Raw genomic sequence first — 16025 nt, forward strand, 5'->3', positions numbered from 1 at the left:
ATCCCGAGAGTGGACAACCCCGATGAGCGGCCCGGTGATCCGGTGGGAGGCCGAGGCGGATCTGGTGGTGATCGGTGGCGGCGTCGCGGGCCTGACCGCGGCCCGCACCGCCTCACTGTGCGGACTGCGGGTGCTCACCCTGAGCAAGGGCGGGCCCTCGGACACCTCCACCCAGTACGCGCAGGGCGGCATCGCCGTCGTCGCGCCGCACGGGGATTCGGTGGAATCCCACGTCGAGGACACGGTCGTGGCCGGTGTGGGCCTGTGCGATCCCGAGGCGGTGCGGTCGATCGTCGAGGGCGGCCGCGGTGCCGTGGCGGCGCTGACCGATCTGGGCGCGGTCTTCGATCTCGGCCGGGACGGCGAGGTGTCGCGCACCCGCGAGGGCGGGCACAGCACCCGGCGCATCATTCACGCCGGTGGTGATGCCACCGGTGCGGAGGTGCAGCGCGCGTTGAATGCGGCGGGTCTGCCCGTGCTGTTCGGTGCGGCCGCGGTGCGGATCGTCACCGGTATGCGCGGGGTTCAGGGCGTTGTCGCGGTGTCGGACAAGGGGTTCGGTGTCGTGCACGCGCCCGCGGTACTGCTGGCCACCGGTGGCCTCGGGCAGTTGTACGCCTGCAGCACCAATCCGCCCGGCGCTACCGCCGATGGGATCGCGCTGGCCCTGCGGGCCGGTGCCACCGTCGCGGACCTGGAATTCGTCCAGTTCCATCCGACCGTCCTGTTCACCCGGGGCGGTCTGGGACGGCGACCGCTGATCAGCGAGGCCGTGCGCGGCGAGGGTGCGAAACTCGTCGATTCCCTGGGGGATTCGGTGACCGAAGGCGTGCATCCGCGCGGCGATCTCGCGCCTCGTGATGTGGTCTCACGGGCGATCGCGGCCCGGTTGCGTGCGCTGGGAACCGATCACGTGTTCCTCGACGCCCGCGCGATCGGCGGTTTCCCGCAACGGTTTCCGACGATCACGGCCTCGTGCCTCGCGGCCGGAATCGATCCGAGCGCGGATCTGATTCCGGTCGCACCGGCCGCGCACTACCAGTGCGGCGGGATCGTCACCGACACCCACGGCCGCACAACCGTGCCCGGCCTCTACGCCGCGGGCGAGGTCGCCCGCACCGGCCTGCACGGAGCCAATCGGCTGGCATCCAACAGCCTGCTCGAGGGGCTGGTCGTGGGCGAGCGCGCCGGCGCTGCGGCCGCGGAGCGGCTCGGCGAACCGGGGCGCGTCGGTGACATCGGTGACTGGGAGCTTCCGTACGCCGACCGGAAGTTGTTGCAGGAGTTGATGACCGAGAACGCCGGAGTGGTGCGCGACGGTGACGGCCTGCGCGGGGCCGTGCTGCGGCTGCTGCATCTGCTGAACGAGCGCGATGGCGGGATTCGCGCCCTGCCCGCGGATCTTCCGGAGCTCGTCAGCGACCCGGTGGAGACTCACGACGTCAGCGGAGTCGTCACGCATATCGAGGATGCCGCCCTGACCCTCACCGCCCGCGCCATGCTGCTCGCGGCGGGCGCTCGCACCGAGAGCCGCGGTTGCCACACCCGGTCCGATCATCCCGATACCCGCGACGACCTCCGACGCTGCATTCCGGTGCGCCTGGGCCCGGACGGCCGTCCGCAGCTGGTCGCCGCCGGCGCCGAGCTCGACACCGAGTGGGGCGCGCCGGTGCCGAGGGCGTCATGACACCGGGCGCGCGGACGCCGGGCCGGCAGGTCGTCGACCGGCTGGACGCCGGGCGGATCGATCGGCCATACGATACGAATGCAGGAGTACACCGATGACCTTGGATCCCGGACTCGATCGCGAGGAGATCCGCACCCTGATCCGCACCGCGCTGGACGAGGACCTGCGGTACGGGCCCGATATCACCACGGCCGCAACGGTTCCCGAACAGGCCGTGGTGAAGGCGGCGATGTCCTCGCGCCAGTCGGGCACCGTCGCCGGTATCGATGTCGGACTGCTGGTTCTGGACGAGGTGATCGGTGCGGCGAACTACGAGGTCACCGACCGGGTGCTCGACGGCACCCGGGTCGCGCCCGGTGACACCGTGCTGAGCGTGGTCGCCCCGACCCGCGGCCTGCTCACCGCCGAGCGCACCATGCTCAATCTGGTGACCCACCTGTCCGGCATCGCCACCGCGACCGCCGCCTGGGTGGACGCTGTCTCGGGCACCGAATGCCGCATCCGCGACAGCCGGAAGACCTTGCCGGGCATGCGTTCCCTGCAGAAGTACGCGGTGCGCGCCGGTGGCGGGGTCAACCACCGGATGGGCCTCGGTGACGCGGCGCTGATCAAGGACAACCACGTGGTCGCCGCCGGATCGGTGGTGGCGGCCCTGCAGGCGGTCCGCGCGCTGGCCCCCGATATTCCTTGCGAGGTCGAGGTGGACACCCTCGAACAACTCGACGCCATCCTGGAGCACGACGTGGAACTCGTTCTGCTGGACAACTTCCCGCTGTGGGCCACCCAGGCCGCCGTGCAGCGCCGCAACGACCGCGCCCCGCGGACGAAACTCGAATCCTCGGGCGGGCTTTCGCTCGAGACGGCCGCCGAATACGCCGCCACCGGCGTGGACTACCTCGCCGTCGGCGCACTGACCCACTCCGTTCGCGTCCTCGACCTCGGCCTGGACATGTAGCCGAGCCGGGCGGTCACCGGACGTCCTGGCCGATCTCGATATCGCCGACGACAGTCCCGATCAGGCCGCCCGGCTGTACGAATGTCTCGCCCAGTCGCTACCGCAACCCGCCGATCACACCCCGCGCCGACCGGCTTGGCCGAGCCGATCGGCGCGCCTCGGGGGACCTCGCGGTGGCGCGGATCCTCGCGGGCGGGCGCGAGGCCACCCGGCGGGCGCTGCACGGATGGGCGGCTACGGTGGCCGGAGAACCGCGCTGTGTTGGTTCGCGGACCGGATCGTGCGCGAAATACCTGAGCTACCCGATCAGTTCGCGTTCCAGAGGCGTGCGGAATCGTGGAATCGCGCGGACATCGCCGTACCACGCCTCGATCCGGGAAGCCTCCGCGGCGATGCCTTCGGTCGCCTCGCGGCCGATGTCCTCCAGTGCGCGCCAGACGATCTCGCCGTCGGCGCGCTGAGCCCAGCCGCCGACGACGCGCCCGCCCCACCAGACGGTCGGACCGACGTTGCCGTTGCCGTCGAACAGCGCGTCGCGGTGCGCGCCGAGAAACCATTCGCGGTCCTGCCAGCCCATCGGCGTCGGGTCGAGCGCGGGCAACAGCGCCGGGCCGGGCTCGGGTTCGGGAATCGGGTCGAGATCCTCGGCGAGCGCGACGCCGGTGCTGCCGTCGAGATCGACCTCGGCGATATCCAGCTGCGCCAGGGTCTTTCGGACCTCACCGAGCGTCCAGCCCGTCCACCACTTCAGGTCCGCGACCGGCGCCGGGCCGAACGCGTACAACCAGCGTCGCACGATCTCGGCGCGGGCGGCCTCGGGCGACATCGTGGGCACGCCTGCGGGCAACCAGGATTCGATCGGCTCCCAGACGTATTGCGTACTGGCCCAGCTGCCGTTGGGGCGGCCACGCACGATCCGGCCCTCACATCCCAGGATCAGCAGGATCCAGGTGGTGATGGCGGTGGGTTTGGAGTACGGCTTGCCGGGGGCGGTGTCGACCTGCGTGCGCAGGCGCGGCACCGCCGCGCCGAGCTGTGCGCCGGTCGCGCTGCCGCGGGTGAGCAGTTCACGGTGGGTTTGCTCCTCGACCTCCGCGAGCCAGGCGCCGATATTCCCGTCGACGACCTGGGCGAGATGACGCGCATAGGTGCGGCGCTGTTTGATCGCCTGCGCCTCGGCGCACGAGGCCTGGAGCGCGGGCACCAGGTCGATCGGCGCGACGAACATGGTCCGCCGCATCGCCAGCATTCGCAGCAGGGTCCGGTCCGTGTAGAGGGCCTTCTCGACCTGCGCGGGTTCGAGTTCGTGGCTGCGCGCGGCGACGGACAGGAAGACCGTCGCGGGATCGGTGGCGTGCAGTACCACCAGTGAGCGGGTGATCGTGGCGGCGTCGTCCACCCTGGCCGTGGCGGCGAGCCGGTGCCGTACGGCCAGGCGTGCGCGCCGCTGTGCGGCATCGATCGAACGCATGGGCGAATACTAGCGGGTGCGGCTCGGTGAGACCGACGATATGTACGCCCGTTGTGCGCGCCGCCGCGAGCCGGTGTGATCGGGACCGGATGCGGCGCGACGACCAGCGTGAGGTGAGCTGAGCCACCGATGATCTCGCTCCGGTCTCGGGGTGATCTCGTGCGCATCGCACAGCGGCTCCTCATATTTCAGCCGGATCACGCTCCGGCGTCGGCGTCGTCCGCGCGGCCCGCTACACTCGTGCGGGAACACGCGCGGGTGACTGCGCAAGGTAAGTCATGGATCGCGGAGAATTCGGAGTAGTGCCATCGAAACCGGCCAAGTGATCGCAGGGCATTACCGCCTGGTCGAGCGGATTGGTAGCGGCGGCACAGGCGTCGTGTGGCGCGCCGTCGACGAGCGGCTCGAACGGTCGGTGGCGATCAAGCAGATCCTCACCCAGCCCAGCCTGCCTCCGGGTGAGAAGGAGATCGTGCGCGCGCGTGCTTCGCGCGAGGCGCGGAACGCGGCCCGGTTCCAGCACCCGAACGCGATCGTGGTTTTCGACATCACCGATCACGAGGGTGACCCCTGCCTGGTCATGGAATATCTGCAGTCGCAGAGTCTGGCGATGGTGCTGTCCTCGCAGGGCACACTGCCGCTGGCGCAGGTGGCGCGGATCGGTGAGCAGGTGGCCTCGGCGCTGGTTGCCGCGCATCGGGCCGGGATCGTGCACCGCGACGTGAAGCCGGGCAATATCCTGCTCGGTGAGAACGGCACCGTGAAGATCACCGACTTCGGCATCTCCAAGGCCAAGGGTGATGTCGCGCTGACCGCGACCGGCCTGATCTCCGGTACCGCCGCCTACCTCGCCCCCGAGGTGGCCCGCGGCACCGATCCGACGCCCGCCGCCGACGTCTTCGCCTTGGGCGCAACGCTTTTCCACGCCCTGGAGGGCGAGCCGCCGTACGGCAGCAACCCCAATCCGCTGGCTCTGCTGTACGCGGCGGCCAATGGTCAGCTCAGTCAGCCGCGCAATGCCGGACAGCTGACCGACCTGCTGCTGGATCTGCTCAGCTTCGAGCCCGAGGACCGGCCGAGCATGGTCGAGGTCCGCGATCAGCTGGCCGAATTCGCCGATATGGCCGATGACGCCGTGCCGACCCGGATGCTGGCCACGCATCGCCCCGCGTCCCGCCGCCAGGCCACCCGCACCCTGGATCGCCGTGCCGAGCAGGCCGAGATCTCCACGGCCGAGATGATGGCGCAGGAGCCCCCGTCGGAGCCGAGCCTGCCGCCCGTGCGCCCGGCCCGGAACAACGGACACCCCACCCGGTCGCATGCGGCGGTGGCCCCGCAGCCGGAGGAGCCGGGCAACCGCCGGACCCTGCTTTTCGTCGGTGGTTTCGTCGCGGGCCTGGTGATCGTCGGTGTCGCGCTGTACCTGTTGTTCGGCGGCTCGCCGCCACAATCCTCGTCCGCCCAGGCGAATTCGACCTCGACGAGTGCTGCGGCGCAGACGACCGAGGCCTCGACCGAGGCCCTCGGGCAGACCAAGAGCAACGGCACGGTCGAATCCAGTGACGCTATCAATCAGGTGGATCACTTCTACCGGTATCTGACGCCGAACCAGCAGAATCTCTCCAGTGCCTGGGAGATGTTGACCCCGGCCGCCCAGCAGGTGTACGGAAGTGAAAGCGCGTTTCAGAAATTCTGGACGAATTCACCGGTGACAACCTACAAGTCGGTTGCCCAGTCCGGGAGTGCCAATGCCGACGGCTCGGTAAAGGTGACTGTCTCGAGTGTGACCTTCGGCGGCGAGAGCCGTTCGGTGACACTGCGTTTGGTGAACGACCGCAGTGGAACCCCGTTGATCGACAGCAACACCAAGAGCCCGTAGGTCTCTTTGCCTGTCGTCGAGCAGCCTTGCGCGGGTGCGACTTTTATGTATGGCTGTTCGACGTGGTCGGGCACTAACCTCGATTTTGCGTACCGGTGGGTCTGTTGCTGGTGATCGGGCAGGGCTGGCTGGTGGTGCCTGATTTCGGGTGGTAGGGCGCGACGAAGTCGCCTGTGTCGCCAGGTGGGGCGGGCTTTCCAGGGCCGGTTGGTCTTTCGGGTCGAGCCGATGGTGGGGTGGGGGTCAGGTGAATGCGGTGCGGATGCGCTGCCAGGCGGTGGCGATGGCGGCGGCCCAGTGCCAGGTTTGTCGAGGCGCAGGCGGGTTTGCCGGGCGCTGCGGGTGATGCGGGCGGCGACGTGCAGGACTCTGTAGCGGAAGGTCTCGATCTCGCAGGTCGCAAGTTCGGGGTGGCTGGTGAAGCCGATGAGTTTGGTCCAGGCGATGAGATCTGTTGCAGCAAGGATGATTTCGATCCAGGCGGCGTTGGCGTCGAATGCGTGGCAGGGTAGGTTGCGCAGCCCGGTGGCTTTGGCTTGGCGGATGCGGTCCTCGACGCGGGCGTGCTGGCGGTGGCGTAGTTCCAGGCCGGCGAGTTGCCCGTCGATGACGCCGGCCGGTGTGTCGGTGATGAACGCGGTGATCCGTAACCCGTCCGAATCGGTGAACCGCAACTGCGCGCCGGGATGTGGCCGCTCCTTGCGAAGGGCCAATCGTGTTCCGGTAGGCCATTTTCCGAGGTCGGCCAGGCCGGTGGCCTCGGCGATCCACGCGCCGTCGCGGATGCCGCCACCGGAATCGATGGCCGGATACCAGGATTCGGTCTTGTTCAGGATCTCCGCGGCGTCGCGCACTCGGGCATCGACGGCGAACCCGAAGGAGAACCCGGCCCCGCTCTTGCGGCATTGGGCGGCGAAGCGGTGAGTGGCCCCGGCCGAGTCGGACCGCACCAGGATCTTTTGCGCGCCAGTATCATTCGTGTCCGGCCGATATGGCTGGGCAGGGAGTCCAGCGCCCATCCGAGCACGGTGATGTGATCGGCGGCGGTATTGGATCCCGCGTTGCCGGGGCGCAGCAACCCGGCCAGGGCTTCACCGCCGGCGATGCCGGGGCGGTCCAGGAACACCAGAAGCGGGTGATACCCGTAGGCTTTCTTCCAGGTTGCGGCCGCGTTCTCCTTGTTGTCCGAATGGTCGATCGTGAGGGTGGCATCGACATCGATGTGCAGCCACCCACCCCGGTCGGGCGCGGCCCCGGCCGCCCATGCCGCGGCCCTGGCAGCCGCGCGAGCAGCGCGGATCCCGGGCAGGTGCGCGGCGTCGATGCGTTCGTCGAGCAGCCGCCACATCGTGGTCGTCGACGCCACCGGACCGAACACGTGCTCACGGTCGCCGACGGATCGCGCGACACCGTCGATGCAGTCCGCGCCGTCGGCCACCGCCGCGGCCAGATCAGCGAACACCGCGCCCGGCTCGTACACCCACGGACCCTTGTATGTGTCGGCCAGCACGGCGGTGACCTGCACCGACAGTGTGGTCAGGTCGGAGAGTTCACGCACCATGCCCATCCCGGCATGCGACACGACACCGTGGCCGTCCGCAGAGATTCGTACCCGGCCAAGCGTTGCGATATTCTTCACCTGCGAAGTGCCTTCCAGCCAGCATTATGGAACCCGAGAGAAGTCCCATTATGCCTTGCAGGACAGGCACTTTCGCACTTCACACGACCCTATCAGCGGACTTTCGCGGAAAATCCAGGCTAGTGCAGGTTAGTGCGATCCCGGATGATCGGCCAGAAGGCGCGAACTCTAGTGCGTGACAGCGTATTTGTGTGGCGACGGCGCTCGCCGTCGTGGTAATCAGCTTGTCCCTGTCCAGGGCTCGCAGCAGACCCGACCAGTCCTCATCGCGCGGCCTAGCGATCCCGTGGGCCTGGTACCTGGCACGCCAGGTGATTACTGCATGTCATGAAATCGCGAACCGGCGCAATCTCTGTATGCGCCGCCCCACCAGCGGCCGGGGCCCGTGCCTCGGGTTTCGTCGCGGATAGCGGCCAGATTGGAATAAATCAACTGTAGTGGGCTGACGAATGCCCACGACATGTCTGCGGGTTCCGTCGCTGGCTGTCGCTATGAGGCCGGTCTCCGGGAATTGGTGAATCAGCGTCACCAGGTGCAGTGACTGAGGATCGAGCTCACTTGACGATTCCACTTGATTACGAAAGTTGTGCCTGATCCAGCTTTCAGGCGGAGCGAAAGTTTTGTGCAACGCCATAAGAGATTACCCTGAGATGCAATCTCGCGATGGAGTAGGGCAAACCCCATTTCCTTTCTTAGACACCATCCGTGCGTCTGGTTTTTTTTTGACGCTGCGACCTTGTCCAGCGGCAATGCCCACTGCTGTTGACAATTATGATCCTGAATTTTTCAGCGCCCCGGGTGTCCGGACCGGACGCTGTCTTCGCGACCGGTGGGCGTCGAGTCGGGGACGGTGCAGTTCAACTGCGGGCCCTGCGGTTACACCGACCGCAAGCACGGGGACTCGGTGCGACGTCTGGCACCTGGGGGCCTTCCGCAGGTAGGTACATCGGCGTACTGGCTATGACCGGCGGCGTGGTATTGCTGCTGAAGCACTTGACGCTGTCGGAGCAACTCATCGATTGGCGCGACAGCAGCTATCTCATTTACGCGGTGATCGGTTGTTCGAGTTCGTCTTGTTGACAATCGAGATGTTGATCGATAGGTTCCTTCTTCGAACATGAAAATTCAAAATAATATAGGGGAGGATATCTCAATGATCTCTCGAGTGATCAGTGTAGGTCGTCGCGCAGCTGCTGTCGGTGTAACTGCTGGAGCGCTGGGTCTTTTTTCGGTCGCAGTTAGTGGTGCTGCACACGCCGGCGTAACCACCTGCACTCTGAATCTGTCGAACAACGGCGGAGTTTCAGCGGTCGAACTAAATGCCTGCAAAGTGGGTGTCAATGATATTCAAAAATGTGAGAGCATACTAAAGGCTCCACCGGCATCGCGGCCTGCGGATATTGCGAGTGCAGCATGCATTGCAGCAAATAACCCTGGCACGAACTGACTTATCTGCTGTCGGAGATGTAATGACAGATGGGCCGGAGTAGATTTCAACGACGCTCCGGCCCATCGGGTTCGATGTATGTCGCGTATCATTAGTTATTCTAGTTTCTTTTGTCGGAAATTCAGGCGATGCATAGCGAGCGAGTAGAGGATTTCCTCGGCAGTCTCGTCCGATCATCGGTGGCACATCATTCAGCATTGCAGCTTCGTCCATCCTTGAAGCCACTGCGGCCGTTGCCATGTGACCGGCTTTCCCAGCTTCGGACTACGGCAGCTCTGCTCCACCTGACTCGTCAACATTTCCGCCCGCCTGGCCCGCCCCCAACGACGTCCCATCCTGTACTTGCTCCGTCACTGGCCCTGGGCTGATGCATGGCTCACGTTGTGGCACAACATAATCGGTTACACACCACCACAACCCGACAGCATCTGACCACTCCGGCCCAAAACGGCCCGAACCGAGACTCGCATGGAAATGCTGGGCAGACCAGCGGTTACCCCGTGCCCGAAACCTGCTGGTCCACGCGCCTTCGGCGCGCAGACCAGGCCGTGGGGCCAGTTTTGAGGTGCTCAGTGATGTTCTCGTCTCCGGCCAATTTGCGTATGTTATTCAAATATCTTCTACGGCTTGCTGTTTGGTGTTTTCTGTGTAGCATCAGTGGCGTGGATCGCGTCGAGGGGTGGTCTGGCGCGGTTCGATGTTGATGGGCATGATTCGGGGGTTGGCAGTATGGATTTGGACGTTGCCGCGGTGCGTAGCATCGAGGATGATCTGCAGAGGTCGGCGCAGGCGGTGAACGTGTCCGCTCAGCAGATTGCCAAGGCAGGACAGGGATTCGATGCTGCCGCTGCGGGGACGGACTACCGCTCTCAGGGGGACCGGGTCAGCCGGGCGCTCAGTGAGGTGGCCGCCCACTTGTACGGATGGGCGAATTGCACTCATGATCTGGCGGGGGTGCTCGGGAAGGCCGTGACCACGAACGTCGGAGTGGACCACTCGACGGCGGCAAGCTTGAACAACTTGGGGGAGACTCTCACATGAACGCGACGGCGCAGGCGGGAACGGGGATCGATAAGATTCTCGAAACCGGCAGGAGTGGTCTGGGATATTTCACGACTTTTCTGCCTCGGTATCGGACGTGGACCGGGTCGGATCCCAGTGGCGAGAGCGTGAATTCGCTGACCACGAAGTATGAGCAGCAGAGTGGAATGGATGTGGAGCCGCTGCGCACCTTCGCTACTGCGCTCGGCAAGGAGTTGTTCGGTAGTGTCGCTGACCAGGTCAAAACCCAGCAGGCCCGCCATAGCGAGTTGCCGGCGCGGTGGAGTGGTTCGCCCGCTGCCGACCAGGCCGCCAGTTTCGTTCAGGCGCTGAGTAAACAGGTTGGCGGGGAACATGACTCGCTATCGGGAATTCAGAAGGCTGTGTCGACTGCGGCAGACACCCTCGAGCAGATCGTGCATACCAAGGCTGATGCGATCCGCACTGATCTGACCGCTCAGAACATCGCGGGGAAGAGTGCCGAGCAAATCGATCAGATCATTGCCTACGCACATGGGGGCCTCGGCGAGGTCGGTGATGCCGACGCCAAGGTGCAGCTGGTTCGGAAGGTACTTTCGGATATTCCGTCCGGTTCGGACGCCACGTCGTATTGCGCACAGTGGCTCGACAAGGTTTTCAAGCCCGCAATGGAGGGCAAGGTCGCCGCGTTCACCACGTTGACCGATGCGACGGATACTGCGGTGAAGAATGTGTACGACCAGTTGAGTCAGGCGCTGGAGAGTGTGAATTCCACGCCGTACATCTCGCCTGGCGGCCAGCGGTCCGCGACCACCGCACTCGCTGACACCAACTCGGCGAGTACACCCTCCGGAACGTTCGTTGCGGCCCAGACTCTCTTCCAGAGCAATACCGCCACCGCTCCGGCCAGTGTCAGTGCATCGGCCTCGGATCAGGCTCCTGCACAGTCGAATTCACAGCAGTCGAACCAGGCGTCCACCGCTCCCGCCGCAACCGACGCCGGCACAGGAACGAGCGCCGCTGCCACCGCTGCGAGCACCGGTACGGCGTCGACTGCTTCGTCCCCGCAGAACACTGCAAGCTACATCGCTGCCGATACCACAGCGGGCACCGGGGCGAGCAACGCCTCCGCGAAAGCTTCGAACAGTGGTGCCGGGCAATCCGCCGCGGCCAGCGGCGGCAGTCCAGCCAGCCCTACTCCCGCTGCGAATACCCCAACCTCGGATAGTGGAACCTGGAAGCCCGCAGACATCGCGGGCGTCCTGACCGCCGGGGGAACGGTGGTGCAAGATCTCGGTAGTGCGTTCAAGGATGTCGTCGGGCAGGATGGGATCACCGGTTTGGTCAAAGAGGGCGTGGATGCCGCGCAGAAGATCGACGCGATGGTTGAGCACCATATCCATCCGACTGCCGCCAGCGCATCGAGCGATACTTCCGGTGCCGACCACAGCACCGACGCGGCAAGTAAGTCGGCCGGCGATAACACGAACCAGACGAGCGGGACGCAGAGTCAGAGCGACAGTGGCGCGAACGCCAGCCAGGCCGGCAGCCAATCCTCCCAGACCGCAGGCCAGTCCGTGCCGGTGAGTGGCTCGCAGAACGACACCACAACCACATCCTCGGGATATCAACCCTTCAATCTCGGGTCATCGACCACGACGACGTCAACGACACCGTCGAGCTTCTTCGGTAACGCATCGCTTCCTCAGTCCCGTAGCGAGAACGAGTCCGAGCATCGGACAACCATCCGTTATGTTCCCCCGGCGGCCGAGTCCGAGCCCGAGGAAACCAACCATTCCGATGAAACCGACGCAAAGAGTGAGCTGGCATGAACTGGGCGCGGAAGATGGAAGAAATAGCCAGTGACCACACTGCTAGCGTGCATATTGTTCGACACCGAATGGAAGAAGTGGACGAGACCGCCCGCACCGCCAGCTACCTTCTCGAGCCCACTGTCCTCGAACCGGAGACGGACAACACCACCCGCGCCCCTCGGTGACACCATAGTTCCCACGATTGCACCATGACCGGCCCCGATGCTGCGGCTGCGTGGGATATCGCTGATCGACGGGCTTCTGGGGTAATCGGTGGCTGTTCGTAATTGTGCCGTCGAGCAGTTTTGCCGTATTCGTTGCCCCGGTTAGCCTTCCACTGTGGATATACGGCAGATGCTCAGAGAGGAGCGCGCCGAATTGGTTGCGCTCCTGCATACGCTGAGTGAGCAGGAGTGGGAGTCGCCATCGCTGTGTGCGGGGTGGCGGGTGCGCGACGTGGTGGGGCATCTGCTGTACGACGCGACTCCGTTGCCGGAGTACGCGATGGCAAGTGTGCGTTGCGGATTCTCTCCGGACCGGGTCAACAACACTCTGGTCGACCGGTCGAGGGCCTTGTCCACCGAGCAGTTGCTGGACCGGCTCGAGCACAACCGTGAACACATCACGCGGCTTGTCCCGAAGGTCGGGCTCGCGGATATGTTCGTCCACCAGCAGGACATTCGCCGGCCCCTCGGCTACCACCGCACCGTGCCCGCCGAACGACTGCGGGCGGTACTCGCTCACCCCGACCCCTTCGCCCGCCCGGGCCGATTCACCAGCGGTCTGCGATTCGTCGCGACCGACGTGGAATGGTCTCGCGGCGTCGGCCCGGAGGTCAGCGGTCCCGGCGAGGCCCTGGCTCTGGCCATGGTCGGCCGCAGCGTCGCCCTCGACGACCTGACCGGCGACGGAGTCCCGATCCTGCGCCTGCGTCACGGGTGAGGCGCCGGCCCGCCCGCGATGGCGTTGTTACCGAGTGCGTACTGTGCCCGGTCGCCCGGCGGCCGGGCACCGGCGACGTTCAGTCCCGGGTGACCGCGTATCCCGAGACGTGCGTCGGGCGGACCGCCAGCTTGACCCGATCCTTCGCATCCGGCGGCACGATCGGACCGCCGCCGTAGCGCTGGGACAGGCTGGTGTAGAGCGAACCCTCGGGATCGGGGTCGACATGGTCGACCACCCCGCGAATCTCGATGTACCGGTAGGGCTTGTCCGGATCGAAGATCGAGACCGACACCCGCGGCTCGGCGGCGAGATTCCGGAACTTCTGCCGGGCGTTGGTGTGGGTGAACCAGACGAATTCGCCGTCCCAGACGAACCACATCGGGTTGACCTGCGGCGCTCCGTCGGGCCGGGTGGTGCCCAGGCTCGCGAAGATCGGCCGCTCCAGCAGGTCGCGGGCCTTCTCGGGGATTTCGACCATCGTCCCTCTTTCGTTCGGGAGTGTGCGGTGTACGTCCGAATCGAACCGCGCGGGGCGCTCGACTATGCCCGCGCACAACCGGCCGGTCGGGCGGCGGATGGCTCGCGGGGCGGACCCGATAGTCTGGTGTGGTCCGGGGCCATTCTGCCCCGGGTGTGATGACCAGCACAGACAAGGATTCCACACCGCTATGACATCCCGCATCGAGCTCGCCCGCGTCGATCTGCGCGGTCGTACTCCCACCGCCGCCGAGCTGCGCACCGCGCTGCCGCGCGGGGGAGTCGACGTCGACTCGGTGTTGCATCATGTGCGTCCGGTCGTGGCGGCGATCCGCGATCGGGGTGTCGAGGCGGCCCAGGAGTTCAGCGAGAAGTTCGACGGTGTGGCGCCCGCCTCGATCCGGGTGCCCGCGCAGGAACTGGACCGGGCGCTGGCCGAACTGGATCCGGCCGTGCGCGCCGCGCTGGAGGTCGCCATCGAGCGGACCCGCAAGGTCCACGCCGATCAGCGCCGCACCGACACCACGACCGAGGTGGTGCCCGGCGGCACCGTCACCGAGCGCTGGGTTCCGGTCGAACGCGTCGGGCTGTACGTACCCGGCGGCAACGCCGTCTATCCCTCCAGCGTCGTGATGAACGTGGTGCCCGCCCAGGCCGCGGGGGTCGGCTCGCTCGTCGTGTCCTCGCCGCCGCAGGCACAGTTCGGCGGGCTGCCGCATCCGACCATCCTGGCCGCGGCGAAACTGCTGGGCGTGCAGGAGGTCTGGGCCGTGGGTGGCGCTCAGGCCGTGGCCCTGTTGTCCTACGGCGGCACCGATACCACCGGATCCGAGCTGGAACCGGTCGATATGATCACCGGCCCCGGCAACATCTACGTCACCGCCGCCAAACGCCTGTGCCGCGGCCTGGTCGGCATCGATGCCGAGGCCGGCCCCACCGAGATCGCGATCCTGGCCGACGCCACCGCCGATCCGGTGCACGTGGCCGCCGATCTGATCAGCCAGGCCGAACACGACGTGCTGGCCGCCAGCGTGCTGGTCACCGACAGCGCCGCGCTGGCCGATGCGGTCGAGGCCGCGGTGAACGCGCAGCTCGAGGTCGTCAAGCACCACCAGCGGGTGGGAGAGGCGTTGTCGGGCAGGCAGTCCGGCATCGTGCTGGTCGACGATATCGATCAGGGCCTGCGCGTGGTGGACGCCTACGCCGCCGAACACCTCGAGATCCAGACCGCCGACGCGCCCGCGGTGGCGGCCCGAGTGCGCAGTGCCGGAGCGATTTTCGTCGGCGCGTGGTCGCCGGTGAGCCTGGGCGACTACTGCGCCGGATCCAATCACGTCCTGCCGACGGCCGGATGCGCCCGGCACTCCTCGGGTTTGAGCGTGCAGACCTTCCTGCGCGGCATCCACGTCGTGGAGTACTCCGAGGCCGCGCTGAAAGATGTCGCGGGCCATGTGGTCGCGCTGTCCAAGGCCGAGGATCTGCCCGCACACGGACAGGCCGTGCAGGTTCGATTCGAGGCGTTGTCATGACGAGTGTGGCGAACATCCCGGGTTCGGCCGTATCCCTGGACGATCTGCCGCTGCGGGAGAACCTGCGCGGTAAATCCCCTTACGGCGCACCGCAGTTGACCGTGCCGGTCCAGCTGAACACCAATGAGAACCCGCATCCGCCGAGCCGGGCGCTGGTCGACGACGTGGCCGAATCGATCCGGGCCGCGGCCGCGGATCTGCATCGCTACCCCGACCGCGACGCGGTCGCGCTGCGCACCGACCTGGCCGCCTATCTGACCCGGCAGACCGGTGTCGCCCTGGACGTGTCGAATGTGTGGGCCGCCAACGGTTCCAACGAGGTCCTGCAGCAGTTGCTGCAGGCATTCGGCGGACCCGGCCGCACCGCAATGGGTTTCGTGCCGTCGTATTCGATGCACCCGATCATCTCCGAGGGCATCGACACCGAATGGGTGGAGGCAAAGCGCGACGCCGACTTCACCCTCGACGTCGACTACGCGGTCGCGCACATCGCCGAACGTCGTCCCGATGTGGTGTTCGTGACGAGTCCGAACAATCCGACCGGGCACAGCATCGTCCAGGGTGATCTGGTCCGGATCCTCGAGGCGGCGCCGGGCATCGTCATCGTGGACGAGGCGTACGCCGAATTCTCCAGTGCTCCCAGCGCGATCGAGCTGATCGATCGGTTCCCGGCCAAGCTGGTGGTCAGCCGGACGATGTCCAAGGCGTTCGCCTTCGCCGGTGGCCGTCTCGGCTATCTGGCCGCCGCACCCGCGGTCATCGACGCGATGCTGCTGGTACGCCTGCCCTACCACCTGTCGGTGGTCACCCAGGCGGCCGCGCGGGCCGCGCTGCGGCATGCGGACGAAACCCTGGCCAGTGTCGCGCGGTTGGCGGTACAGCGCGACCGGGTCGCGAAAGCCCTGGGGGAGATGGGCTTCCGGGTCGCGCCGAGCGATGCCAACTTCCTGCTGTTCGGTTCGTTCGCCGATGCGCCGCGCGCCTGGCAGCGGTATCTGGACGAGGGCGTGCTGATTCGCGATGTCGGCATTCCCGCACATCTGCGCGTCACCATCGGTCTCACTGCCGAGAACGACGAATTCCTGCGCGTCAGTGCGATTCTGGCGGACACCGAGCGGGTGATCCGGTGACCGTGAATACCGATCCGGCCGCCGATACGTCG

10 protein-coding genes and 2 pseudogenes are annotated in these 16025 nt (G+C 66.4%); 9 read left to right on the top strand and 3 right to left on the bottom strand.

Annotated elements, in window-relative coordinates; translation table 11 throughout:
• Nucleotides 1-22: 22 nt before the first annotated feature.
• Both NV1_RS17105 and nadC read left to right on the top strand, forming a co-directional pair.
• Nucleotides 23-1687, top strand: coding sequence for an L-aspartate oxidase (locus NV1_RS17105; protein ID WP_067892371.1), 1665 nt, complete (start codon nucleotides 23-25; stop codon nucleotides 1685-1687).
• A 94-nt stretch (nucleotides 1688-1781) separates the two neighbouring features.
• Nucleotides 1782-2642, top strand: coding sequence for a carboxylating nicotinate-nucleotide diphosphorylase (gene nadC / locus NV1_RS17110; protein WP_067892373.1), 861 nt, complete (start codon nucleotides 1782-1784; stop codon nucleotides 2640-2642).
• Between the two features lie 298 nt (nucleotides 2643-2940).
• Here the strand turns inward: nadC and NV1_RS17115 are convergent, their stop codons facing one another.
• Nucleotides 2941-4113 (bottom strand): winged helix DNA-binding domain-containing protein, encoded by a 1173-nt coding sequence (locus NV1_RS17115; protein WP_067892375.1) that lies wholly within the window; start codon nucleotides 4111-4113, stop codon nucleotides 2941-2943.
• 322 nt (nucleotides 4114-4435) lie between these two features.
• On the opposite strand from NV1_RS17115, the gene NV1_RS17120 reads away from it, so the two are divergent.
• Nucleotides 4436-5992 (top strand): serine/threonine-protein kinase, encoded by a 1557-nt coding sequence (locus NV1_RS17120; RefSeq protein ID WP_067892376.1) that lies wholly within the window; start codon nucleotides 4436-4438, stop codon nucleotides 5990-5992.
• 243 nt (nucleotides 5993-6235) lie between these two features.
• On the opposite strand, the pseudogene NV1_RS17125 reads toward NV1_RS17120, so the two are convergent.
• Nucleotides 6236-7631, bottom strand: a pseudogene (locus NV1_RS17125) (IS1380 family transposase).
• 1735 nt (nucleotides 7632-9366) lie between these two features.
• On the opposite strand from NV1_RS17125, the pseudogene NV1_RS43590 reads away from it, so the two are divergent.
• From NV1_RS43590 to NV1_RS17140, 4 genes and pseudogenes are all read left to right on the top strand, one after another.
• Nucleotides 9367-9510: pseudogene (locus NV1_RS43590) on the top strand (IS1380 family transposase); the annotation flags it as partial.
• Nucleotides 9511-9807: 297 nt separating this feature from the next.
• A complete protein-coding gene (locus NV1_RS17130) occupies nucleotides 9808-10119 on the top strand; it encodes a hypothetical protein (protein ID WP_067892378.1) in 312 nt (103 codons plus the stop codon).
• A complete protein-coding gene (locus NV1_RS17135; RefSeq protein ID WP_067892380.1) occupies nucleotides 10116-11930 on the top strand; it encodes a RodZ family helix-turn-helix domain-containing protein in 1815 nt (604 codons plus the stop codon). Before NV1_RS17130 ends, NV1_RS17135 begins: the two co-directional genes overlap by 4 nt.
• 336 nt (nucleotides 11931-12266) lie before the next feature.
• Complete coding sequence (locus tag NV1_RS17140) at nucleotides 12267-12854, top strand: maleylpyruvate isomerase family mycothiol-dependent enzyme (RefSeq protein WP_067892428.1); 588 nt, start codon at nucleotides 12267-12269, stop codon at nucleotides 12852-12854.
• A gap of 79 nt (nucleotides 12855-12933) precedes the next feature.
• Here NV1_RS17140 and NV1_RS17145 read toward each other — a convergent pair whose 3' ends face one another.
• Complete coding sequence (locus NV1_RS17145) at nucleotides 12934-13335, bottom strand: PPOX class F420-dependent oxidoreductase (protein WP_067892382.1); 402 nt, start codon at nucleotides 13333-13335, stop codon at nucleotides 12934-12936.
• Between the two features lie 190 nt (nucleotides 13336-13525).
• Between NV1_RS17145 and hisD the strand changes: the two genes are divergently transcribed.
• Nucleotides 13526-14863 (top strand): histidinol dehydrogenase, encoded by a 1338-nt coding sequence (hisD, locus tag NV1_RS17150; protein ID WP_067892384.1) that lies wholly within the window; start codon nucleotides 13526-13528, stop codon nucleotides 14861-14863.
• On the top strand, nucleotides 14860-15993 hold the full coding sequence (locus NV1_RS17155) for a histidinol-phosphate transaminase (protein WP_067892386.1): 1134 nt from the start codon (nucleotides 14860-14862) through the stop codon (nucleotides 15991-15993). Before hisD ends, NV1_RS17155 begins: the two co-directional genes overlap by 4 nt.
• The last annotated feature ends 32 nt before the right edge of the window (nucleotides 15994-16025 follow it).

The sequence above is a fragment of the Nocardia vaccinii NBRC 15922 genome (assembly GCF_001613305.1).
GTDB lineage: Bacteria > Actinomycetota > Actinomycetes > Mycobacteriales > Mycobacteriaceae > Nocardia > Nocardia vaccinii.